This window comes from Isoptericola jiangsuensis (genome assembly GCF_002563715.1).
In the GTDB taxonomy this organism is placed as follows: Bacteria; Actinomycetota; Actinomycetes; order Actinomycetales; family Cellulomonadaceae; genus Isoptericola; species Isoptericola jiangsuensis.
The window spans coordinates 595,137-617,180 of record NZ_PDJJ01000001.1 but is presented as its reverse complement, the minus strand read 5'-3'; the positions used below and the strand labels follow the sequence as shown (position 1 = coordinate 617,180).

Below are 22,044 nucleotides of genomic sequence, written 5' to 3'. Positions count from 1 at the left end.
TCAGCCCTCCTGGCGGGTGCGCGGGTCGAGCAGCGCGTAGGCGAGGTCGGCGATGATGTTCGCGACCAGCACGGACAGGGTGATGACCAGGAAGCAGCCCTGCATGAGCGGGTAGTCCTGGGTGTTGACGGCCTGGAACAGCGTGTAGCCGATGCCCTGGTAGGAGAAGACCATCTCCATGATGAGGGTGCCGCCGACGACGAACCCGAGGGACAGCGCGAAGCTGGACACCTGCGGCAGGATCGCGTTGCGCGCGGCGTAGCCGACGGTGACGGCCCGCTCGGGCAGGCCCTTCGCGTGGGCGACGGTGACGTAGTCCTCGCTGGAGACGGTCACCATCATGTTGCGCATGCCGAGGATCCAGCCCGCGACGGACGACAGGACGACGGTGAGCGCCGGGAGGGTCCCGTAGTAGACGACCGACCCGATGAACTCCCACGACCACTCGGGCACGAGCCCGCGGTCGTAGCTGCCGCTGGAGGGGAACCAGCCGAGCGTCACGGAGAACACGGTGATGGCGATGAGGCCCAGCCAGAAGTACGGCACGGCGGAGAAGAACGTCGTGACCGGCAGCAGGGCGTCGGCCCAGGTGCCGCGGCGCCAGCCGATGGCGGTGCCGATCGCGGTGCCGAGGGTGAACGCGATGATCGTCGCGACGCCCACGAGCCCGATGGTCCAGGGCAGCGCCTGGCGGACGATGTCGACCACCGGCGTCGGGTAGAACGTGAACGACAGGCCGAGGTCGCCGTGCAGCAGCAGGCCCCAGTAGTCGACGTACTGCTCCCAGATGCTCGCGGTGGTGTCGAGGCCGAACAGCACGCGGATGGACTCCTCCGCGCTGGAGTCGATGCGGCCCTGCATGCGGCCCATGAGGGCGGTGACCGGGTCGCCGGGCATCATGCGCGGGATGAGGAAGTTGATCGTCACCGCGGCCCACGCGGTGATGAGGTAGAAGACGGCGCGGCGGACGGCGAACCTCACGGGTTCCCTCCCTGGTCGGTGCGGCTGCCGTCGGCGTCGAGGACGTCGCCGAGGCGGGGGCGGTCGTCGCGGTCGGAGTAGCCCCAGCAGGCGACCTGGCGGCCCTCGACGTCGAGGAGCTCGGGCGTCTCGGTCCGGCACAGCTCCGTCGCGAACGGGCAGCGGGGGTTGAAGCGGCAGCCCGTCGGCGGGCGGACCAGGCTCGGCGCCTCGCCGCGGGCGCCGCGGGCGCGGGTCGCCAGGTCGTCCGGGTCGGGCGCGGACGAGATGAGGAGCTGCGTGTAGGGGTGCTTCGGGTCCTGCGTGAGGGACTCGCTGTCGCCCTGCTCCACGATGCGCCCGGCGTACATGACGGCGGTGCGGTCCGCGAAGTAGCGCGCGGACGCGATGTCGTGCGTGATGTAGAGGATCGCGAGGTGGAGGCGGTCGCGCAGGTCCGCCAGCAGGTTGAGGATCCCGAGCCGGATGGAGACGTCCAGCATGGAGATCGGCTCGTCGGCCAGCAGGACGTCCGGGTCGGCGGCCAGGGCGCGGGCGATGGCGACGCGCTGACGCTGCCCGCCGGACAGCTCGTGGGGGAACTTGTCGACGTAGCGCACGGTCGGGGTGAGGTGGACGCGCTCGAGCAGCCCGTGCACCGCCTGCTCGAGGGCGTCGCCGCGCAGGGGCCCCTGCTGGACGCGCACGGCGCGGGTCAGGTGGTAGCGCACCGTGTGGACCGGGTTCAGGGAGCCGAACGGGTCCTGGAAGATCATCTGCACCTGGCGGACGTAGCGGCGGAACGCGCGCCGCCGCGTGGCGGTCGCGTCCTGGCCGTGGAGCTCCAGGGTCCCGCCCGTGCGGGGCAGGAGCTGGGCGACGAGCCGCGCGACGGTGGACTTGCCGGAGCCGGACTCGCCGACGAGGGCCACGACCTCGCCGCGACGCAGCTCGAGGTCGACGCCGTCGACGGCGTGCACCACGGCGCCGCGGCTGCCGCGGACCGGGAAGTGCTTGGTGAGGCCGACGGTGCGCAGCACCGGCGGGGCGTCCTGCGGTGGCGCCGGGGCGGTCGGCCCGGCGGTGGGGGAGCTCATGCGATCACCTGGGGGTTCGGGGACGGGGGTGCAGCCCCTGCCCCCGGGGCGCGGACGCGGGTCCGCGCCCCGGGGGCAGGGTGCCGGACGGTCAGTCCGTGGCCGGCGTGAGGTTGAGCAGGATCTGCAGGGCCTGCGAACCCGTCGGCTGCGGCTGGTTGTACGGGTCCTCCTCGGACGGCCAGCCCACGTAGTTCTGCGTGGAGTACTGGGCCGTGGCGGGGCGGGCCCACAGCGCGATGGCCGGGACGTCCTCGGCGAAGCGCTGCTGGATCGTGGCCAGGGCCGCGGTCCGCTCCGCGTCGTCGGTGGTGGAGGCGTAGGTCTTCAGCGCCTCGGTGACCTCGTCGTTCTCGTAGCGGCCGAAGTTCCAGGTCGCGGGCTCACCCAGCGGCTTGTACTGCGCGCCGTCCATGATGTCGGAGTAGAGGTCCCACGGCGTCGCGCCACCGTCGGTCCAGTGCAGGGTGGCGTCGAAGTTCCCCGGCGGGATGATGTCCGCGAACCAGCCGTCGGCGTTCGCCGGCTGGACGGTGGCCTCCGCGCCGAGCTGCTCGGCGGCGTTCTTGATGAGGTCGAGCGCCGTCAGGTAGTCGTTCCACCCGGCGGGGTTGGTCAGCTCGAACGTCACGGGCTCGCCGTCGGGGTCGACCAGCTTCTCCCCCACCCCGGTGTAGCCGGCGTCGGTGAGGACCTGCTTCGCGGCCTCGACGTCGGCGGCGTACTCCTGGCCGGCGAGGTCCGCGGCGACGAAGTCCTCGCCGGCGGGCATCGGCAGACCGGTCACGCTGGTCAGGGCCGGGTTGACGCCCGACGTGGCGACGCTGGTGATGTTCTCCCGGTCGATCGCCATGTTGAGCGCCTGGCGGAACGCGACGTCGTCGAACGGCTTCTCCTTGTTGTTGAGGAAGAGCGCGTCGATGCCGAGACCGGCGGCGGCGTACTGGTGGTAGTGCTCCGGGTCGGCCGCGATGTAGACGTTCTCGTAGTCCGCGATGAACGTCCAGCCCCACTGCGCCTCACCCGTGGTGAGGGCCGTGGTGAGCGCGTTGTTGTCGTTGTACGACGAGTAGCGGATCTCCGGGACCGACAGGTCGCCGCCCCAGTAGTCGTCGCGCGCCGTGAGGGTGGCGGCCTGCGGCGTCCACGAGTCGAGGACGTACGGGCCGGTGCCGACGGGCTCGGTGTTGGTGAACGTCGTCGGGTCGTCGACGTCCTTCCACAGGTGCTCCGGGACGATCAGCATGTCCGCGAGCTTCGCCTGGTTGACGAACTGCGGGGCGCCGAACGTCACGGTGACGGTCGAGCCGTCGGAGTCGACGGACTCGATCGGCAGCGCCGACGTGTTGAGGCCCTCGAAGTCCTGGCGGAGCTGGATCGAGAACGCGACGTCCTCGGCGTCGAAAGCCTCGCCGTCGGACCAGGTGATGCCCTCGTGCGGGGTGATGACGGCCTGCGTGTAGTCGTCGTTCCACTCGATGGAGTCGGCGAGCCACGGCTTCGGGTCCTCCGACGGCTTGGCGTCGTTGACCATCATGAGCGGCTCGTAGATGACGAACGCGTAGCCGAGCGATAGCGCGGCGGAGCCGGTGGCGAACGGCGACTGGTTCTCCGTCTGGGTGCCGTTGGGCATGCCGACGGTGAGCACGGCGCCGGTCTGCGCCGGCTCGCTCTCGGTGCCGGTGGTGCCGCCCTCGGACGTGCCACCGCTGCAGGCGGTGGCCAGCAGGGTCACGACGGCGGCGGACGCCGCCATCAGGGTGAGCCTGTTCTTCCTCATCGTGTGCCTCCTTGCACGTCCCGGCCGTCGTGGACGGGACTCGTGGGATGTCGGGTGTCGCGTGGGATGTCTGTCGGGGTGTCGCGGTGCGGGGCGTCAGTGCTCGACGGTGATCTCGACGCCTCCTCGCAGGTCGGTGACGGACCGCCCGGCGCGCAGACGGTAGCGGCCGGGAGGCGTGGTCCAGGTGCCGGCGGCGACGTCCCACACCTGCAGGGCGCGCGCCGGCACGGGCACGTCGACCGTGCTGGTCGACCCCGGGTCGGCCTCGACGACGGCGAACGCGCCGAGCGTGCGGACGGGCCGCTGCGGGTCGGCGGCGAGCACGGCGGCGTCCGGCTCGACGTACACCTGGACGACCTCGCGACCGTGCCGGGTGCCCGTGTTCGTGACGGTCACGCGCACCACCGGGCCGGCGGCCGAGCCGTCGACGAGCGTGACGTCGTCGTAGCGCCAGGTGGTCCAGCCGAGCCCGTGCCCGAACGGTGCCGCGGGGGCGGGACCGGCGGCGGCGTGCGTCCGCCGGGACCAGCCGCGGTAGCCGACGTCGAGGCCCTCGACGTAGTCCACGACGCCGTCGACGGGCACCGCGTGCGGCACGGGGACGTCCTCGAACCGGGCGGGGAGCGTCCAGGGCAGGCGCCCGCCGGGCTCCGTGACGCCCGTGAGGACGTCGGTCAGCGCGGCGCCGGCCTCCTGGCCGGCGAGCCAGCCCCACAGCACGGTCGGGACGTCGTCGAGCCACGGCAGCAGCACGGGGGCGCCCGCGTTGACGACGACGACGGTGCGGGGGTTGGCGGCCACGACGCGACGCACGAGCTCGTCCTGGTTGCCGGGCAGGTCGAGGTCGGGCCGGTCGAAGCCCTCGGACTCGACCTCGTGCGTGGTGCCGACGACGACGACGGCGACGTCCGCGGCGCGGGCGGCGGCCTCGGCGGCGGCCAGGTCCTCGGCGGGGGTCGCGCCGGGCAGCCGGTGCACGAGCTGGCCGCGCACGAACCGGTCGTAGCCGACGGGGTGCACCACCTGCAGGTCGGCCGTCAGCTCGACCTCCGGTCCGGTCACGGTGACCGTGCGGGCCACGGGGTGGTTGTGGGTCGAGGCGAGGATGACGTCCTCGGTCGCCACGACGTCACCGGTGGACACGACCTCCGCGTCGACGGCGACCCGGTGCACGCCCACGGTCCCGACGCCGAGCTCGTGGGCGCCCGGCTCGTCGAGGCGGACGCGGGCGCGCAGCCGCAGCACGGCGTCGTCGGCGCCGAGGTCGGCGTACCAGCCGTCCCAGGTGGTGCGGGTCTCGGTGCGGCGGACCGCGCCGTCGACGCCGAGCAGCTCGAGGCGCAGGCCGGGCTCCCCCGTGACGGGGTCCGTGCAGCGCGCGGGGTCGAGCGGGGCGGGGTTGCGCAGGGCGCGGGACCCGGCGACGACGTCGACGTGCGAGCCGTCCGGCAGCGCGGCGACGAGCGCGTCGGCCGGGTACGAGAGCCGGTCGGGCGTCACGAGGGAGGACCCGCCGCCCTGGAAGAACGGCGCCACCGCGTTCGCGCCCAGCAGGGCGACGCGCAGCGGCGCGCCCTCCTCGGTGCCGGGCAGGGGCACGAGCCCGGCGTCGTCCTTGAGGACGACGGTGGCGCGGGCGGCGAGCTCGCGCAGGAACGTCGCGCGGGCGCCGGGCGTCCACCGCTGGGCGGGCGCGGCGTCCGACGCCGGGGTGCCGGGCAGGTCGAGGCGGCCGAGCCGGTGGGCGAGGCGCAGCAGGCGGCGCACCTTGTCGTCGAGGTCGGCCTCGGCGACGTCCCCGGCGAGGACGGCGTCGCGCAGCCCGTCGCCCCACACGCCGTCGGGGCCGGGCATCTGGAGGTCGAGGCCGCCGCGCACGGCGGCGGCGACGGTGCGGGTCGCGACCCAGTCGGACACGACGAGCCCGTCGAAGCCCCACTCGTCCTTGAGCACGCCGGTGAGCAGGGGGCGGTGCTCGAGCGCGGGGGCGGCGGTGGCACCGTCGTCGACGCCGCTGTAGGCGCCCATGACGCTCCACGACCCGGCGTCGACGAGGCGCTCGAACGGCGCGAGGTAGACCTCGCGCAGGGTGCGGGCGTCCACGCGGGCGAGGTAGCGGGTGCGGTCGGTCTCGGAGTCGTTGGCGACGTAGTGCTTGACGCACATGCCGGTGCCGGCCCGCTGGGCGGCGGAGACCAGCGCGACCGCGACCTCGGCGGTCAGGTGCGGGTCCTCGCTGTAGCACTCGAAGTGCCGGCCGCCGACGGGGGTGCGCTGGAGGTTGACCTGCGGGGCGAGGACGAGGTGGACGCCGTGCCGGCGGGCCTCGGCGGCGAACAGGTCGCCGGTGCGGGCGGCGAGCGCGACGTCCCAGGTCGCGGCGAGCGCGGAGGGGGCGGGCAGCATCGCGGACGCGCCGCCGTGGTAGGGGTCGCGGACGCCGACGGGGCCGTCGGACATGACGACGGGGTCGAGCCCGATGCGCTCCAGCCCGCGGGTCGCCCAGAGGTCGGCGCCGACGACGAGGCCGGTCTTCTCGTCGAGGGTGAGTGCGGCCACGAGGGCGTCGAGGGCGGCCTCGACGGCGGTGCGGTCGGTGGCGGTCGGCAATGACACGCGGGGTCTCCTGTCTGGCGCGGCTGTGCGTCGGGTCACATGTAACCACACTTACTGACAGGTTAGTAAGTAGCGCGGATCACAGTATGGTGACGACATGACCAACGCCCCACCCCCCGCCCGCGCCCGCCGGGTGAGCCGGGCCGAACGCCGCGAGGAGATCCTCGCCGCGGCCACCCGCGTGTTCGGCTCCAAGGGCTTCCACGCGGGCTCGCTCGCCGACGTCGCCGAGCAGGTCGGGATCACGCACGCCGGCGTGCTGCACCACTTCGGCAGCAAGGACAAGCTGCTCTGGGAGGTGCTGGAGTACCGCGACCGCGTCGACGTCGAGCACCTCGAGGGCCAGCACATCCCCGGCGGCCGCGACCTGTTCCGCCACCTCGTGCGCACCGCCGGGCTCAACGCCGAGCGCCGCGGCATCGTCCAGGCCTACTCCGTGCTCACCGGCGAGTCCGTCACCGACGGCCACCCCGCCGCCGAACGCGTCCGCCAGCGCTTCGAGACCCTGCGCGGCGAGATCTCCCGCGCGCTGCTCGTCGTCGCCGACGAGCACGGCACCACCCTCTCGCGCGCCGACGCCGAGCAGGCCGCGAGCGCCGTCATCGGCGTCATGGACGGCCTGCAGACCCAGTGGCTGCTCGACCCGCAGGCCGTGTCCCTGCCCGAGTCCACGACCTTCGCCATCGAGGCCATCCTGTCCGCGGTGCTGGGCATCGACCACGTCGCCACGGACACGACGCCCGCGGACTGACCGGGACGTGCCCGGCGACGCGGCCGGGCCCGCCTACCCGGTGACGGCGAGCGCCTCGCCCGGCTCCAGGCGCCGGTACGTCTCCCGGCCGAGGAGCCGGTCCACGAGGCCGCCCGCGATCCGGTCCACCGACCCCTTGCCGAGGTCGGACAGCACGGCGTCGTGCACCGGGACGGCGACGCGCGGCGCGACGCGCACGGCGTAGTCGACGGCGTCCCCGAGGCGCACCCAGGGGCCCGCCACGGGCAGCGCGAGCACGTCCACCGTGGCGTCGTCGGGCACGGGCGTCCACGCGTCCCCCGGGTGCAGCACGCCCGCCACCAGGTAGCCGACGTTCTCCGGGACGGGGACCTGCGGGTGGACCTCCGCGTGCTCGCCGCCCAGGACACGCACGGGCAGGCCCGCCACGGAGAGCACGTCGCCGGGGGACACCTCGTGCACGCGGTCCGGCGGCGCGCCCGCCGTGCGCAGCGCGTCCACCACCGAGGCGGGGGCCCGCACCGTGAGCGCCGGCCGGGCGTCGAGCACCGCGGCGAGCCGTTCGGGGACCACGTGGTCGGGGTGGCCGTGCGTGACCAGCACGGCCGTCGCGCCGTCCAGCACGGCCGGGTCGGTGAACGACCCGGGGTCGAGGACGACCCGCACGCCGTCCCGCTCCAGCCGCAGACCCGCGTGGCCCCACGTGGTCAGCTCGATCCCCGTCACGATCTCTCCTCCCGGTGGACTCCCTGGGCCGAGGCTACGCCGACCCGGGCCCTGGGGCGGGTGCGGGGGTCCACCGCGTGGCCTGTCTGGCGCCGGGTGCCCGCGGTCCCCAGAATGAGGCTCGTGCGTTCTCCCACGTCGCCGGACCCGCGACACCCCGGACGTCCCGTGCCGGGGCGCAGCTCGGCGACGAGCCTGCGCCGACGTCCCGCCCAGGTCGTCACCCTCGGGTTCCTCGTCACCATCGGCGTCGGCACGGCGCTGCTCCTGCTGCCCGTCTCCAGCACCGGGCCGCGCGCCTCGTTCGTGCAGGCGCTGTTCACCGCGACGTCCGCCACCTGCGTGACCGGGCTCGCCGTCGTCGACACCCAGACGTTCTGGACGCCGTTCGGCCAGGCCGTCATCCTCGGGCTCATCCAGGTGGGCGGGTTCGGCGTGATGACGGTCGCGTCGCTGCTCGGCCTCGTCCTGACGCGCCGGCTCGGGCTGCGCAGCCGTCTGGTCGCGGCGGAGTCCACGCACTCCGTCGGGCTCGGGGACGTCAAGAAGGTGATGCTCGGCGCCCTGTGGATCACGCTCGTCGCCGAGAGCGTCCTGGGCCTCGTCCTCGCGACCCGCCTGGTCGTCGGCTACGACGAGCCCCTCGGGCACGCGCTGTGGTCGGGGTTCTTCCACTCGGTGTCGTCGTTCAACAACGCCGGGTTCTCCATCTACTCGGACAACATCATGCGGTTCGTGACGGACCCGTGGATCTGCCTGCCGATGTCGGCGGCGGTCATCATCGGCGGCCTCGGGTTCCCCGTCCTCATCGAGCTGTGGCGGCACGCACGCGCCCCGCGGGTCAAGGGACGCCGGCACACGCTGCTCACCGCCTCGCGGTGGAGCATGCACACCCGCCTCACCATCACCACGACCGCCGTGCTGCTCGGCGTCGGCACGCTGTTCTTCCTCGCGGTCGAGTGGGGCAACCCGCGCACCATGGGACCGCTCGACGTGCCCGGCAAGATGCTCGCCTCGTTCACCCACTCCGTGATGACCCGCACCGCCGGGTTCAACTCCCTCGACACGTCCGGCATGAACCACGGCAGCTGGTTCCTCACCGACGTCCTGATGTTCATCGGCGGCGGATCCGCCGGCACCGCGGGCGGCGTCAAGGTGGGCACGTTCGCGCTGCTCGCCTTCATCATCTGGTCCGAGCTGCGGGGCGACACCGACGTCACCGTCTTCGACCGGCGCGTCATGCCCTCCACGCTGCGCCAGGCGCTCGTCGTGGCGCTGACGGCCGTGGCCCTCGTCATCGTGTCCACGCTGCTCATCACCGTCACCGTCCCCCCGACGGTCTTCCCGCTGGACCGCGTGCTGTTCGAGGTGATCTCCGCGTTCTCCACCACCGGCCTGTCCACCGGCATCACGGCGGACCTCGACCAGTGGCACCAGGTCGTGCTCGTCGTCCTCATGTTCCTCGGACGCCTCGGCCCCATCACCCTCGGCACCGGCCTGGCGCTGCGCGAGCGCGCGAAGGTCTACCGGTACCCGGAGGGCTCCGCGCTCGTCGGCTGACGGGTCACCGGCCGAACACCTGCACCCACCACGGTCCGCCCGAGCCGTCGGCGCGCGCCACGCCGTGCCGCGTCGTCGAGCAGTCCAGGATGTTCGCCCGGTGCCCCGGCGAGTCCATCCACGCCGCCATCACCGCCGCGGCGTCCGGCTGGCCGCGGGCGATGTTCTCCGCCGCGACGCCCTCCACGCCCGCCGCGGCCGCCCGGTCCCACGGCGTGCGCCCGTCCGGGTCGGTGTGGTCGAAGTACCCGCGGTCCCGCATGTCCGCCGCGTGCGCGGCGGCCAGCGCGTCCAGCGCGGCGTCCGCGCGCGGCGCGGCGCACCCGGCGGCGGCCCGCTCCGCCGCGACCAGCGCGAGCACCTCGCCCGACACCCCCGAGGTCGCGTCCGCGGCGCCCGCGGCGTCGGGCCGGGCCGCGGCGCCGTCACCCCCGGCCTCGTCGCCCCCGGACCCGTCCGTCGTGGCGTCGTCGGCCCCGTCGTCGGCCGCGGGCTCGTCCTCCGGCGCCGGGTCGTCCGCGGCGTCGTCCGAACCGCCGTCCGTGCCGCCCCCGCCGCCGCCCTTGGCGCCGTCCGTGCCACCCTCGTCGCCCCGGCCGGTCGAGCCGGCCGACCCGGCGTCCCCGTCCCCGGCGTCGGCGGTCCCGTCGGGCGACGACCCGCCCGCACCGTCCGTGGCCGAGGGCGCCGCCGACGGGAGCGCGTCCTCCGCGGCGCCCCCGCGCGAGGCCGACGCGTCGTCGGGGGTGCGCGACCAGGGTGACGCCAGGGCCGGGGGCGGGTCGGGCAGCCGGAGCGCGTCGGGCACGAGCGCCCCGCCCACCAGGACCAGCACGGCCCCCGCACCGAACGCGGCGAGCAGGCTCACCACCTGCCGCCATGCCGGGGCCTGCCTGCGTCGGGTCATCCCGGCACCGTACCGACCCGGGGCGCCGACGCCCAGGCCACGCGGGCTCAGCCCACGCGCGCGGCGAGGTAGCGGGTGTACGCCGGGCTGCGGCGCACCGCCTCGGCATGGGCTCCCAGCGCGGAGGCCCGCACGACGTCCACGTCGAACCGTTCCACGGCGTCGCGGCGCCAGCCCACGTACTGGGACCAGGACAGCGGCTCGCCCTCGATGGGGACGGGCACCACGCCCGGCTGGTCCAGGAGCAGCGGCTGCACGAGCGCGACCGCGTGCCCGTCGCGGACCTGCTCCACGGCCGACGCACGCTCGACCTCGCTCACCTCGTGCGGGGCGAAGCCGGCCCGCGTGCACGCCGCGACGAAGCAGCGCTCGAAGCAGCCGTCACCGGGAGCCGTCAGCCAGGACTCGCCCGCGAGCTCGGCCAGCGGGACGGCGTCCGGGCCGGCCAGGCGGTGCCCCTCCGCGAGGAGCACGAACACCGGGTCGGTGTGCAGGCGGACCCACTCGACGTCGCCGTCGGTGGGCAGGGTGTCGTTCTCGCACGCCCCGACGAGCGCGATGTCGAGCGTGCCGCGCCGGAGCCGCGCAGCGGCCTCGTCCGGCGACCACGACGTGTACGACGTGAGCGCCACCCCGCCCAGGCCGGACCGCAGCCGGTTGAGGAACAGGCCGCCCAGGACGGTGGTGACGGTCCCGACCCGCAGCGACGACACGTCACCCGTGCGCGCCTGCACGTGCCGGCGGACGTCCTCGCCGAACGCGTCCATGGCGGGCAGCAGCACGCGGGCGTGCCGCAGCACCAGCTCGCCCAGCGGGGTGGGACGCGTGCCGTGCCGGTCCCGCACGAAGCAGGGGCCGCCGAGGGCGTTGTCGATCCGGTTCAGCTGCGCGGTGAGCGCGGGCTGGGCCATGCCGAGCACGTTCGACGCCTTGGTGACGCTGCCCTGCTCCGCCACGACGGTCACCAGACGCAGGTGACGCAGGTCGATGTCCATACCGCGAACCATATCCCTGCCGGGATATGGGGACGAAACACGATCGCAACCTGCCGGACATCCTGCCGACACGTCCGCCGGTCAGGGGCGTCCCGTCAGCTGGCGGAGCCGCCCGTCCCGGCGGCCGGGGCGAGGAACCCGTCCCGCACCAGGCCGCGCACCGCGGGCAGCAGCTCGCCCGCCAGGTCGTCGGCGGGCACGCCCAGCAGGGCGCCGAGCGCCCCCACGATCTGCCCGACGGCGAGCTCGCCGTCGCAGACGCCCACGAACGCCGCCAGCCCCGTCGACGCCTGGAGTCCGCGGCCCAGGCCGTCCCCCTGGCGCACGATCACCACGTTCGGGTCCGGCTCGCCCGGGGTCAGGTAGCGCTCCTCGGTCACGTCGCCCGCCACGACCAGGTGCTCGGCCGCGAGCGCCGCGTCGTCGCGCGCCTCCAGCCAGTCGTGGGCGGCGAGCGACGCCGCCAGGTGGGCGCCCAGCGGCTGGCGCAGGCTCCCGTGGTGCTCCTCCAGCCGGCGCAGCGTCGGACGCGCCCCGTCGACCGGGCGGCGCAGCGTCACGATGCCGAACCCGACGCCCTCGACGTCCCGGCTCGCGAAGTCGTCGAGCCACGCGCCGTAGGCCGCGTCCCACGCGCCCTGGTCGCGGGCCGCGGTCGTGCCGCCGTCGCGGATCCACGTCTCGGCGTACTCCGCCGGGTCGAGGAGCTCGCGCTCGATCACCCAGCCGTCGAGGCCCGACGCGTCCAGCCAGCCGCCGACCCGCTCGGCCCAGTCCTGGCCGCGCCGGTGCTCCCAGTTGCCGAGGAGCTGGGCGACCCCGCCCGGGGCGAGGACCTCGCCGACCCCGGTGACGAGGTCCCGCACCAGGTCGTCGCCGCTGCGGCCGCCGTCGCGGTACTCGAACGCGCCGATGGCGCGGTCCACGGCGGCACCCGCCGCGCCCTCGTGCGGCGTGATGACGAACGGCGGGTTGGAGACGACCAGGTCGAACCGCTCCCCCGCGACGGGTTCCAGCATCGAGCCGAGGCGCGCCTCGACGTCGGCGTCCGGCGTGTTGAGGGCGACGTTGAGTCGCGTCAGGTCCAGGGCGCGCCGGGAGACGTCGGTCGCGACGACGGCGTCGGCGTGCCGCGAGGCGTGCAGCGCCTGGACGCCGCAGCCCGTGCCGAGGTCGAGCACCCGGCCCACGCGCTCGCGCATCGTCACCTGCGCCAGCGTCGTCGACGCGCCGCCCGCACCGAGGACGTGGTCCACCGCGAGCCGCCGGCCGGTCGCCAGCTCGCCGAGGTCGCTCACCAGCCACCACCCGACCGGGCCGCGGGCGTCCGTCGCGGCGTACGGCCGCAGGTCCAGCACCGCGCGCACCGCGTCGTCCGGGCCGGCGCCCGCCGCCTCGACCAGCCCCAGCGCCTGCGCGCCCGCCGTGCCGACACCCGGCAGGGCCGCGTCCACCGCGGCACGCGGCACCTCGTCGCCCAGCAGGAACAGGCTCGTCAGGGTCGCGCGCGGGTCCGCGGCGCGCGAGGCCGCGACGCGCCGCGCCGGGACCGCCTGCTCACGGTGCAGCGCCGCCGACGCCATCGGGCCCAGCAGGTCCTCGACGCCCTCGACCGTGTAACCGACGCGCGTCAGGGCGTCGCGCAGCGCCGCCACGTCGGCGGGCCGCAGGGGCGAGGTCACGCGCGGCACCCGCCGTCGAGGTACGTCGTCACCTGGTCGTGGGCGACCGCCGCGCGGGCGGTGTCCGCCTCCGAGAAGGTCAGCGTCAGCACCGACGCCACCGCGTCCGCGTCGTCCGGGTCGACGTCCGCGAGCGCGCTCGACGCCGCCCCCAGGTAGTCCTCCATCGCGGCGAAGCCCGCCACGTCGTCCGGGGTCTCCACCGACGTGAAGGCGCGCTGCGCCTCGCGGAAGCCCGCGACCAGCAGGCGCGGGCGGGTCTCGTCGATGCCCGCGAGGGCCCGGTTGGTCTCGGCCCACATCTCCTGCAGCTCGAGGCACTCCGCGCTGAGCGTGGGCGACGGCGCCGGGCCGTCCCCGTCACCGGGGTTCACGGCGAGGCCCGCGTCGATGGAGATCGCGGGGGCCGGCTCGGCGACGTCGGACGACTCGGTGGAGGAGGAACCGCAGGCGCTCAGGGCGAGCACCGTCGTCGCCACGACGGCGGCCGCGACGGCGCGGTGGACGGTCGGGACGGGGTTCGGCATCCGACCATGGTGGCCCACCGCGGGCGGAAGCGGAAACCCTGTCCGGGGTGAGGTGAGCGGTCTCACGCGGCGCGGGCGGGCGCGCGCGCCGCGGTCAGCCGGAGCAGTCGGTCGCGAGGTAGTCGGTGACCTGCTGCGACGCGGTGGTCATCGCCGCCGTGTCCAGCCCTTCCAGCGCCCCGACGACGGCCCCCTCCAGGTCGCCGTCCTCGACACCCTCGCTCGCGTCGACGACGGCCGTGACGTAGTCGGCCACCGTGCGCCACTGCCCGGCCACGGCGGCCGGAGCGGACGCCGTGGCGAGGGCGGCCTGCGCCCGGGAGAACCCGTCACGCAGCGACGCCGGGGACGTCACGTCCATCTGCACCTGCGCCTGCGCCGCCCGCGACCACGCGACCTGCGCGGCCGCGCACGCCTCGGGGGACGTCGCGGGCGCCACCGACGCCTCCGGCTGCGCGCCCCGGCCGACGGCGTCGAGCGCCGCCCCGGCACCCACGCCGACCACGAGCGCCGCCGCGGCCGCCACGGCCAGCCCGCGCCTGCGCGCCAGGAGCCCCCCGGGGCGACCGCGGACCTTCCCCACGACCTTCTGCCCCGCGTCCGCCACCCGTGCCGCGTCGACCTTGCCGACCTTGCCGACCAGGGCGCGGACGTCGCGGCCGCCGCGGTCGCCACGCGCCGACCGGCGTCCGCCCCGCACGGCCCCGTCGTCCGGGGCGTCCGGGGCCGGGGCGTCCGGCGGAGCCGCGGCGGGCTCGTCGGACGTCAGGGCCGGGGCCCCCGGCCACGTCGGGACGGTCCCGCCCGCCCCGTCGCCCGCCGGCGGGTCGTCGACCGCCGCCACCGGCCAGGCCGGGGTGGACGGCGCGGCCGCACCGTCCGGCACGGTGGCGAGCGGTGCGGCTGCGGGGGGCAAGGGCCAGCCGGGGGGCGCGGGAACCGCCTCCGGTGCCGACGCCTCGGAGGCACCGGCCCCGGGGCGTCGGCCCGCTCCCCGGTCCTTGCCCTTGCTGCTGCCCTTGGCCTTGGCCTTGGCACCCGCGTCGCTGCCGCGGCCAGGACGCTTGCCGCCGCGACCGGGACGCTTGCCGCCGCGACCGGGACGCTTGCCGCCGGCGCGACCGCCGCCCGTACCGGTGGCGCCGAAGACGTCGTCCAGCGCCGGGACGTCGGTCACGACGGCCGCGGCCTGCGCCCACGGCAGGGCGTCGCCGGGCTGCGCACCGCCGCTGACGTGCGACGACGCGTCGCCGTCCGCGGGGGTCTGCCTCATGGTGGCGAAGATTACCGCGCGGCGGCGGAGGCCTGTCCAGGCCGCCGTCGGGCTCCTTGTCCGAATCGTTAACGATCCTGACCTTGACCTGACGGCCTCCTGACAGCGACATTGTGCGCGTGAGTTCGACGTCGACGGGCATGTGGGTCGCCCCTGAGCAGGATCCGCGCACCTCCGGGATCGACCCCGTGGGCGAGAAGGAGACCCTCTGGGAGTACCTCTGCCGCTACCGCATGACCCTGGTCCTCAAGTGCGAGGGTCTCGACGCGGAGCAGCTCGCCCGCCGCAGCGTCGTGCCCTCCACCCTGTCGCTGCTCGGCCTGGTGCGGCACCTCGCGAACGTGGAGCACCACTGGTTCACCCGCGTGCTCTCCGGCACGCGTGATCCCGGACCGTTCGAACGGCACGGCGTCGAGGACGTCGACTTCGACGAGGCCGTCGGCACCGAGGAGTGCGTCGCCGAGGCGTGGTCGGCGTGGCACGCCGCCGTGGAGGCGGCCGACGAGCGCATGGCGCACGAGGACCTCGACCGGGAGGTCCCGTTCGACGGCGGCACCGTCGAGGTGCGCGACGTCGTCATCCACATGGTCGAGGAGTACGCCCGCCACATGGGTCACGCCGACCTGCTGCGCGAGTGCGTGGACGGACGGATCGGCCTCTGACCTCCTGGCGGGAGGTCCCGGCCGCGCTGCGGGCCTCGCACCGCGACTTCTTCGGCGCCGCCGGTGACGCCTGGTGCGACGTCGCGCCGACGCTCGCCCGGCGGCTCGCGGACGCGTGGGACCTCGTGCCGGACGGCCCGACGACGCACGGCGCCGTCGCCTGGGTGCTGCCGGTGCGGCGCGCGGACGGCACACCCGCCGTCCTCAAGGTGCAGCCCGTCGACGACGAGACCCGTGGCGAGCCGGTCGCGCTGACCGTGTGGGACGGCGACGGGGCCGTGCGGCTCCTCGCGCACGACCCCACCAGCGGCGGCATGCTGCTCGAACGGCTCGGCCGGTCGCTGCAGGACGAGCCCGACGACCTCGCCGGGTGCGCCGTCATCGGGTCGCTGCTCGCCCGGCTCGGCACGCACGCCGTCCCGCGCACCGCCGGTCCTGCCCCGGCCGGGCCCACGGCCACCGGGTCCGCGGCGGGCGGGTCCGCGGCGGGCGTGACGTCCGACCTCGCACGGCTCGACGACGTCCTGGTCCGGCTGCTCGACCGCGTCCCCGCGGCTCTCGACCGCCTGCCCGACGCCACGGGCCGTGACGCCCTCGCCCGCTGCGCCGGCGTCGCCCGGGACCTCGTCGGCGAGCCCGCGGGCGACCGGCTGCTGCACTGGGACCTGCACTACGCGAACGTGCTCGCCGCGACGGCGCCCGACCGGGGCGACTGGCTCGCCATCGACCCCAAGCCCCTCGTCGGCGACCAGGGCTTCGAGCTGCTGCCCGCGCTGCGCAACCGCTGGGACGACGTCGCCCGCGCCGGCGTCGACGCGCACGTGCGGCGACGGTTCGACGCCCTGTGCGACGCCGCCGGTCTGGACCTCGCGCGAGCGGCCGCGTGGACCTGCGTGCGGGTCGCGCAGAACCTCGTCTGGGAGGGTGAGCAGGAGGCGCGCACGTGGTCGGCCGAGGCGGAACGCCTGGTCGCGGGCGTCGTCCTCCCGCTGTCCGGGTAGCAGGACCTGGCTCGCGCCGCATTTCGAAAACGATTGCGAACACCTCGGGGGCGCTGCTAGCGTCGACGCCGAAATCCTTTTCGACGAGCCAATGGGGGCTCGTCCCGGAAGAACAGGATCAACGATGACCCGAACGCATCTTCTGACCCGCGGCAGGACGGCTCGACGCACCGCCGCCCTCACCGCCCTCGCCGCCTTGGTGATCTCGACCGGCGTCGGCGTCGGTACGGCCCAGGCGGCGGGCTCCACCCTGCACACCGCCGCCGCCGAGTCCGGACGCTACTTCGGCACCGCGATCGCGGCCGGCAAGCTGTCCGACGCGCAGTACACGACCATCGCGAACCGTGAGTTCGACATGATCACGGCCGAGAACGAGATGAAGCTCGACGCCCTCGAGCCCCAGCAGAACCAGTTCAACTACACCAACGGTGACCGCATCGTGAACTGGGCGATCAGCAACGGCAAGGAGGTCCGCGGGCACACGCTGGCCTGGCACTCGCAGCAGCCGGGCTGGATGCAGAACATGGAAGGCACGCAGCTCCGGCAGGCGATGCTCAACCACGTCACCCAGGTCGCGACCCACTACCGCGGCAAGATCCACTCCTGGGACGTGGTGAACGAGGCCTTCGCCGACGGGAGCTCCGGCGCCCGGCGCAACTCCAACCTGCAGCGCACCGGCAACGACTGGATCGAAGCCGCCTTCCGCGCCGCTCGCGCCGCCGACCCCGGCGCCCAGCTCTGCTACAACGACTACAACACCGACAACTGGAACCACGCCAAGACGCGTGCGGTGCACGCCATGGTCGCGGACTTCAAGGCACGGGGTGTGCCGATCGACTGCGTCGGCTTCCAGGCCCACTTCAACTCGGGCAACCCGGTCCCCGCCAACTACCACGAGACGCTGCAGAACTTCGCCGACCTCGGCGTGGACGTGCAGATCACCGAGCTCGACATCGAGGGCTCGGGGAGCTCGCAGGCGGAGCAGTACCGCGGCGTGGTCCAGGCCTGCATGGCCGTCGCGCGCTGCCAGGGCATCAGCGTGTGGGGCGTGCGGGACACCGACTCGTGGCGCGCGTCCGGCACGCCGCTGCTGTTCGACGGGAACGGCAACAAGAAGGCCGCCTACACCGCCGTGCTCGACCAGCTCAACAGCGGTGAGGGCAACGACAACGGCGGCGACGACGGCGGGACCACGGACCCCGGCTCCGGCGCCTGCACGGTCACGGTGACCAGGGGCGACTCCTGGGGCGACCGCTTCAACACCACCTTCACCGTCACGGGCGGCGCCGACTGGGTCGTCAGGATCAGCACCGGGTCCGGCCAGTCGTTGCAGAGCTCGTGGAACGCCTCGGTGACCGGCACCACCGGCACGCTCACGGCCACCCCGAACGGCAACGGGAACAGCTTCGGCATCACGCTCTACAGCAACGGCAACTCCGCCACACCGACCGCCACCTGCTCGACCGGCTCCGGCAGCCCGGCCCCGGCCTGCTCGGTGACCGTCACACGGGGCGACTCCTGGGGCGACCGCTTCAACGTGTCGCTGACCGTGTCCGGCACCTCCGTCTGGCGCGTCGCGATCACGACGACCGGGTCCCAGCGGCTGCAGAACGCGTGGAACGCCTCGGTGACCGGCACCACCGGCACGCTCACGGCCACCCCGAACGGCAACGGGAACAGCTTCGGCATCACGCTCTACTCGAACGGGTCGACGGCCCTGCCGACGGCGACCTGCACGTCGGCCTGACGACCCTCGTCCGGATCGCCCGGGCCCGGGGACGTCGCTGATCCCCGCGGCGTCGCACCGCACCTGCCGTGCGACGCCGCGGGGACCGGTCCTCGTCAGGCCGAGCCGCGCACCACCAGCCGCGGCTCCAGCACCTCGTGGACGTCGTGCGCGCGGCCCCGCAGACGTTCGCCGAGCAGCGCGACGGCACGCGCACCGAGGACGTCCCGCTGCTGCTGGACCGTGGTCAGGGCGGGACGGACACGGCGCGCGAGGACGGTGTCGTCGTAGCCGACGACGGCCAGGTCGGCGGGCACGCGCAGCCCGGCGTCGACCGCGTGGTCGAGGACGTCGCACGCCTCGACGTCGTTGCGGGCGAAGACGGCGGTGACGCCGTCGTCGAGCAGCGCCGACAGCGACGCGGCGTCGGGCGGCACGACACGCGCGTGCTGCGCCAGCCCGGCGGCCGCCATCGCCGCCCGGTAGCCCGCGGCACGTGCCAGCCCCGCGGGGCGGCGCGAGCCGCTGACGTGCACGATCCGTTCGTGACCCCGCGCCGCGAGGTGCTGCACGACCCGTGCGGCGCCGAGCTCGTCGTCGTTGTTCACCGAGTCGATCCCGGCGACGGGCTCCGCCGTCCGCCCGACCATGACGACGGGTGCGCGGCGGGACGCCGCCACCAGGACGTCGTCGGGCACCCACGACGACACGACGACGAGCCCGTCGACGCCGAGGTCGAGGAGCTGCTGGACACGGTCGGCGAGCCGGCCCCGCTCCCGGGACCCGTGCGCCAGCACGACCGACTGCCCGTGCTGCTCCGCGGCGTCCTCGACGGCCGCGACGATCTCCGTGTGGTACGGGTTGTCGAGGCTGGAGATCACCGCCCCGACCAGCATCGACCGCCCCTCCTTGAGGGTGCGGGCGGTGAGGGACGGCCGGTACCCCAGCTCGTCGGCGACCTTCGTGATCCGTTCCCGCGTGGCCGCCGCGACGCCGTCGTCCCCCCGCAGCGCCAACGACACGAGGGACTTCGACACGCCCGCGGCGGCGGCGACGTCGCGCAGGGTCGGACGGGCGGGGCGCGGGACGGAGGGGGGCACCGCCTCATCGTGCCCGGCCCGCGCCCGCCGCGCGACCCTCCCCGCGGGTCTAGCCTGGAGGTGACCGTGCGGCCCGCCGCGCGGCGCCCCGAGCGGCTGCGAGGACGACCATGACCGAGGACGCCGACGCCCTGGCCGACCTGCGCGACGCGCTCCGGGACCTGCCCGGCGACGTCGCCGACGTGCTGTTCGACGTCGCCAACGACCTGCGGGCGCTGGCCGTGCGCGCCGACGTCGTCGAGGCGTTCTACCGCGCGGCGATCCACCACGGCGACACGGACTCCTACCTCAACCTGGCGAACGTCCTCGCGGACGCCGGCGACGACGCCCGGGCGCTCGACATGTACCGGGACGCCTGGCGGCACGGCGACGTGCGGGGCGCGTTCATGGCAGCGCAGGCCCTCGAGGACGCCGGGGCGTACGAGGAGGCGCGGGACGGCTACGCGTTCGCGGCGGAGGAGCTGCCCGAGGCGAGCTACCGGCTGTCCCGCGTGCTCACCGCGACGGGTGAGCACCACCGCGCCGAGGCCGTGCTGCGGGGGTCGGCCGAGACCAGCTGGGAGTCGGCCGTCGACCTCGCCCTGAGCGGGACGCTGCCCGCCGACGACGCGACCGCCCTGCTGCGACGCCACCACGACGCGGGCGACACGGAGGTGGCCGTCACCCTCGGTGTCGTCCTCGAGCGCGCCGGCCACGACGCCGAGGCCCGGGACGTGTGGCGCCGGGCCGCCGACGGCGGGGACGCGAGGGCGGCGACGAACCTCGCCCTGGCGCTCGACGACCTCGGCGACCACGCCGAGGCCCGCACCTGGTGGCGCCGCGCCGCCGACGGCGGGGACGAGAAGGCCCGGCTGCTCCTCGCCGAGGACGACGCCGCCGCGCCGGAGGAAGCGGCCCCGGGAACCTGACGCCGGTCGCGGGGCGCGACGCCGGAGGGCGTGGGAGCCAGGCCTGGAACGTTCCAGACGTTCGGCCCCCGTTCACCGCCCGGCCACCGCGACGCCGCCCACGGGTCGTCGCGCGTCCCTACGGTCGCCGTCGTGACCATCGCCCCGGCCTCCCCCGCCCCGACCCCGACGCCCGCCGCACCCGCCCCGGCCCTGCGGCGCCGACCGGACGCCCTGCTGCTCGACTTCGGCGGGGTGCTCGTCACCACGAGCCGGCGGCCCGGCGGGTCGGACGAGATGGCGCGCCACGTCGCGGCGGTGCTGGCCCGGGCCGGGCACCACCGCACCCCGGCGGAGCTGGCCGTCGTGCTCCGGGGCGGCAAGCGGGCCCTCAAGGACTGGAAGAACGCGGCGTCGCGGCGGCTGGAGCCGACCGAGCTCGACCACCGGACGATCTGGCGGGAGTTCTACGGCTCGCCCCTGACGCCGGCGGAGCGCGAGGTGCTCGCGGGGTCCGCGGGAGCGCTGCAGCACGTCATCACGCGCACCCTGACCGACCACGCGGTGCGTCCCGGCGTGCGCGACCTGCTGGCGCTGGCCCGGGACCTGGGCGTCCCGGTGGGGGTGGTGTCGAACGCGCACAGCGGCCGCGCGCACCGCGAGATCCTGGACGAGACAGGGCTCGCGCCGTTCGTGGCGGTGCAGGTGTACTCCGACGAGGTCGGCGTCCGCAAGCCCCACCCCGGCATCGTGGAGCTCGCCGCGCGGGCGCTGGGCACGACGGCCGGGCGCTGCTGGTACGTGGGCGACACGTTCGACCGCGACGTGGTCGCGGGGCGACGGGCGGGCGTGGGCGGGCTGGTCCTGACCCGTGACCACCACACGGACCATCCGCCGTTCGACGTCGCGGAGCGGCCGGACGCCGACCTGCCGGACCCGCGCGGCCTCGTGGACCTGCTGCGGTCGACGGCCCGCGGCGCCGCCGACGACGCCCCCGCCGGGCCGACGCCCGCCCGGCCCGGCGCCCTCCTGCTCGACCACGGCGGCGTCATCGCGGTCTCGCGGCCGGACGAGGCGGTGCGTCGCACGTTCGCGGCGTCGTTCGCCGCGGGCCTGAGTGCCGCCGGGTACCCGACGAGCACCGCCGAGGCGGTGGACGTCCTGGAGCACGCCCGGGCCGCGCACAAGGCCTGGAAGGCGGACCACGAGCAGGGCGCGCACGACGTGGTCGCGGAGATCGACGCGACGACCTTCTGGGTGGACCTCGCGGGCCCGGCCCTCGACCACCACGGGCCGGGCGTGCGGGCGTGGCTGCGCGCCGAGGCGCACGCCCTCATGGTCGGCTACGCCCGGACGAAGTCGGTGCCCACGGTGCGGCCCGGCGTCCGGGAGCTGCTGGTCGCGGCCCGCGAGCGCGGCGTCCCCGTCGCCGTCGTGTCGAACACGGTGTGCGGGCGGGCGGTGCGCGACGAGCTGGTCGAGGCGGGCCTCGACGACCTCGTCGGCGCGCACGTCTACTCCGACGAGCTGGGCCGTCGCAAGCCGGACGCGTCGACGGCGCGGACCGCGCTGGCCGCGCTCGACGCGGACCCGACGGCGTCGGTGTTCGTGGGCGACAAGCCGCGGCGCGACGTCGCGGCCGCCCGCGCCGCCGGCATCGGCACCACCGTGCTGCTGCGCGGCGGGTCCACCCCCGACGCGGCGCTCGACGCGCTGCCGCCCGGCGGGCCCACCACCCCCGACCACGTGCTCCCCGGACCGGCCGACGTCGTCGGCCTGCTCGGTGCGCACGTCACCGGCTGACGCCGGACC

Annotated in this window: 18 protein-coding genes; 7 read left to right on the top strand and 11 right to left on the bottom strand. The window is 75.2% G+C overall.

The features are described 5' to 3' along the window. The 4 genes from ATJ88_RS02855 to ATJ88_RS02840 all read right to left on the bottom strand — a co-directional run bounded on the left by ATJ88_RS02855 (position 1) and on the right by ATJ88_RS02840 (position 6,456). Positions 1–981 carry an ABC transporter permease gene (locus ATJ88_RS02855; protein WP_098462523.1) on the bottom strand — a complete coding sequence of 327 codons (981 nt, stop codon included), beginning with the start codon at positions 979–981 and terminating at the stop codon, positions 1–3. Continuing rightward, positions 978–2,057 (bottom strand): ABC transporter ATP-binding protein, encoded by a 1,080-nt coding sequence (locus tag ATJ88_RS02850; protein ID WP_098462522.1) that lies wholly within the window; start codon positions 2,055–2,057, stop codon positions 978–980. The genes ATJ88_RS02855 and ATJ88_RS02850 overlap by 4 nt, the downstream gene beginning before the upstream one ends. Positions 2,058–2,148: 91 nt before the next feature. Continuing rightward, positions 2,149–3,837: an ABC transporter substrate-binding protein gene (locus ATJ88_RS02845; protein WP_245852089.1), complete on the bottom strand. Its 1,689-nt coding sequence runs from the start codon at positions 3,835–3,837 to the stop codon at positions 2,149–2,151. A 96-nt stretch (positions 3,838–3,933) separates the two neighbouring features. Continuing rightward, positions 3,934–6,456: a beta-d-glucosidase gene (locus ATJ88_RS02840; RefSeq protein WP_098462520.1), complete on the bottom strand. Its 2,523-nt coding sequence runs from the start codon at positions 6,454–6,456 to the stop codon at positions 3,934–3,936. Between the two features lie 97 nt (positions 6,457–6,553). Between ATJ88_RS02840 and ATJ88_RS02835 the strand changes: the two genes are divergently transcribed. Beyond that, complete coding sequence (locus ATJ88_RS02835; protein WP_098462519.1) at positions 6,554–7,207, top strand: TetR/AcrR family transcriptional regulator; 654 nt, start codon at positions 6,554–6,556, stop codon at positions 7,205–7,207. A 33-nt stretch (positions 7,208–7,240) separates the two neighbouring features. Here the strand turns inward: ATJ88_RS02835 and ATJ88_RS02830 are convergent, their stop codons facing one another. Further along, positions 7,241–7,912, bottom strand: coding sequence for an MBL fold metallo-hydrolase (locus tag ATJ88_RS02830; protein WP_245852087.1), 672 nt, complete (start codon positions 7,910–7,912; stop codon positions 7,241–7,243). A gap of 114 nt (positions 7,913–8,026) precedes the next feature. On the opposite strand from ATJ88_RS02830, the gene ATJ88_RS02825 reads away from it, so the two are divergent. Beyond that, the gene (locus tag ATJ88_RS02825) at positions 8,027–9,472 is read left to right on the top strand and encodes a TrkH family potassium uptake protein (protein ID WP_098462518.1); all 1,446 of its coding nucleotides are present in this window, start codon (positions 8,027–8,029) and stop codon (positions 9,470–9,472) included. A gap of 4 nt (positions 9,473–9,476) precedes the next feature. Here the strand turns inward: ATJ88_RS02825 and ATJ88_RS18525 are convergent, their stop codons facing one another. The 5 genes from ATJ88_RS18525 to ATJ88_RS18270 all read right to left on the bottom strand — a co-directional run bounded on the left by ATJ88_RS18525 (position 9,477) and on the right by ATJ88_RS18270 (position 14,856). Then, entirely contained in the window at positions 9,477–10,379 is a 903-nt protein-coding gene (locus ATJ88_RS18525; protein WP_098462517.1) for a CAP domain-containing protein, read from the bottom strand. 47 nt (positions 10,380–10,426) lie between these two features. Then, positions 10,427–11,374 carry a LysR family transcriptional regulator gene (locus ATJ88_RS02815; RefSeq protein ID WP_098462516.1) on the bottom strand — a complete coding sequence of 316 codons (948 nt, stop codon included), beginning with the start codon at positions 11,372–11,374 and terminating at the stop codon, positions 10,427–10,429. A gap of 95 nt (positions 11,375–11,469) precedes the next feature. Next, positions 11,470–13,056, bottom strand: coding sequence for a DUF7059 domain-containing protein (locus tag ATJ88_RS02810; RefSeq protein WP_098465076.1), 1,587 nt, complete (start codon positions 13,054–13,056; stop codon positions 11,470–11,472). Continuing rightward, positions 13,053–13,583: a hypothetical protein gene (locus ATJ88_RS02805; protein ID WP_098462515.1), complete on the bottom strand. Its 531-nt coding sequence runs from the start codon at positions 13,581–13,583 to the stop codon at positions 13,053–13,055. Before ATJ88_RS02805 ends, ATJ88_RS02810 begins: the two co-directional genes overlap by 4 nt. Before the next feature lie 94 nt (positions 13,584–13,677). Continuing rightward, complete coding sequence (locus tag ATJ88_RS18270; protein ID WP_170023499.1) at positions 13,678–14,856, bottom strand: hypothetical protein; 1,179 nt, start codon at positions 14,854–14,856, stop codon at positions 13,678–13,680. A gap of 119 nt (positions 14,857–14,975) precedes the next feature. Between ATJ88_RS18270 and ATJ88_RS02785 the strand changes: the two genes are divergently transcribed. The 3 genes from ATJ88_RS02785 to ATJ88_RS02775 all read left to right on the top strand — a co-directional run bounded on the left by ATJ88_RS02785 (position 14,976) and on the right by ATJ88_RS02775 (position 18,266). Next, the gene (locus tag ATJ88_RS02785) at positions 14,976–15,518 is read left to right on the top strand and encodes a DinB family protein (RefSeq protein WP_342744831.1); all 543 of its coding nucleotides are present in this window, start codon (positions 14,976–14,978) and stop codon (positions 15,516–15,518) included. Next, the gene (locus ATJ88_RS02780; RefSeq protein WP_245852084.1) at positions 15,491–16,519 is read left to right on the top strand and encodes an aminoglycoside phosphotransferase family protein; all 1,029 of its coding nucleotides are present in this window, start codon (positions 15,491–15,493) and stop codon (positions 16,517–16,519) included. The genes ATJ88_RS02785 and ATJ88_RS02780 overlap by 28 nt, the downstream gene beginning before the upstream one ends. 124 nt (positions 16,520–16,643) lie before the next feature. Next, the gene (locus ATJ88_RS02775; protein WP_098462510.1) at positions 16,644–18,266 is read left to right on the top strand and encodes a glycoside hydrolase family 10 protein; all 1,623 of its coding nucleotides are present in this window, start codon (positions 16,644–16,646) and stop codon (positions 18,264–18,266) included. A 95-nt stretch (positions 18,267–18,361) separates the two neighbouring features. Here the strand turns inward: ATJ88_RS02775 and ATJ88_RS02770 are convergent, their stop codons facing one another. After that, positions 18,362–19,345 carry a LacI family DNA-binding transcriptional regulator gene (locus tag ATJ88_RS02770; protein WP_211287450.1) on the bottom strand — a complete coding sequence of 328 codons (984 nt, stop codon included), beginning with the start codon at positions 19,343–19,345 and terminating at the stop codon, positions 18,362–18,364. Between the two features lie 110 nt (positions 19,346–19,455). Between ATJ88_RS02770 and ATJ88_RS02765 the strand changes: the two genes are divergently transcribed. Then, positions 19,456–20,253, top strand: coding sequence for a tetratricopeptide repeat protein (locus ATJ88_RS02765; protein WP_098462509.1), 798 nt, complete (start codon positions 19,456–19,458; stop codon positions 20,251–20,253). Between the two features lie 132 nt (positions 20,254–20,385). Continuing rightward, positions 20,386–22,035: an HAD family hydrolase gene (locus ATJ88_RS02760; protein WP_170023497.1), complete on the top strand. Its 1,650-nt coding sequence runs from the start codon at positions 20,386–20,388 to the stop codon at positions 22,033–22,035. The last annotated feature ends 9 nt before the right edge of the window (positions 22,036–22,044 follow it).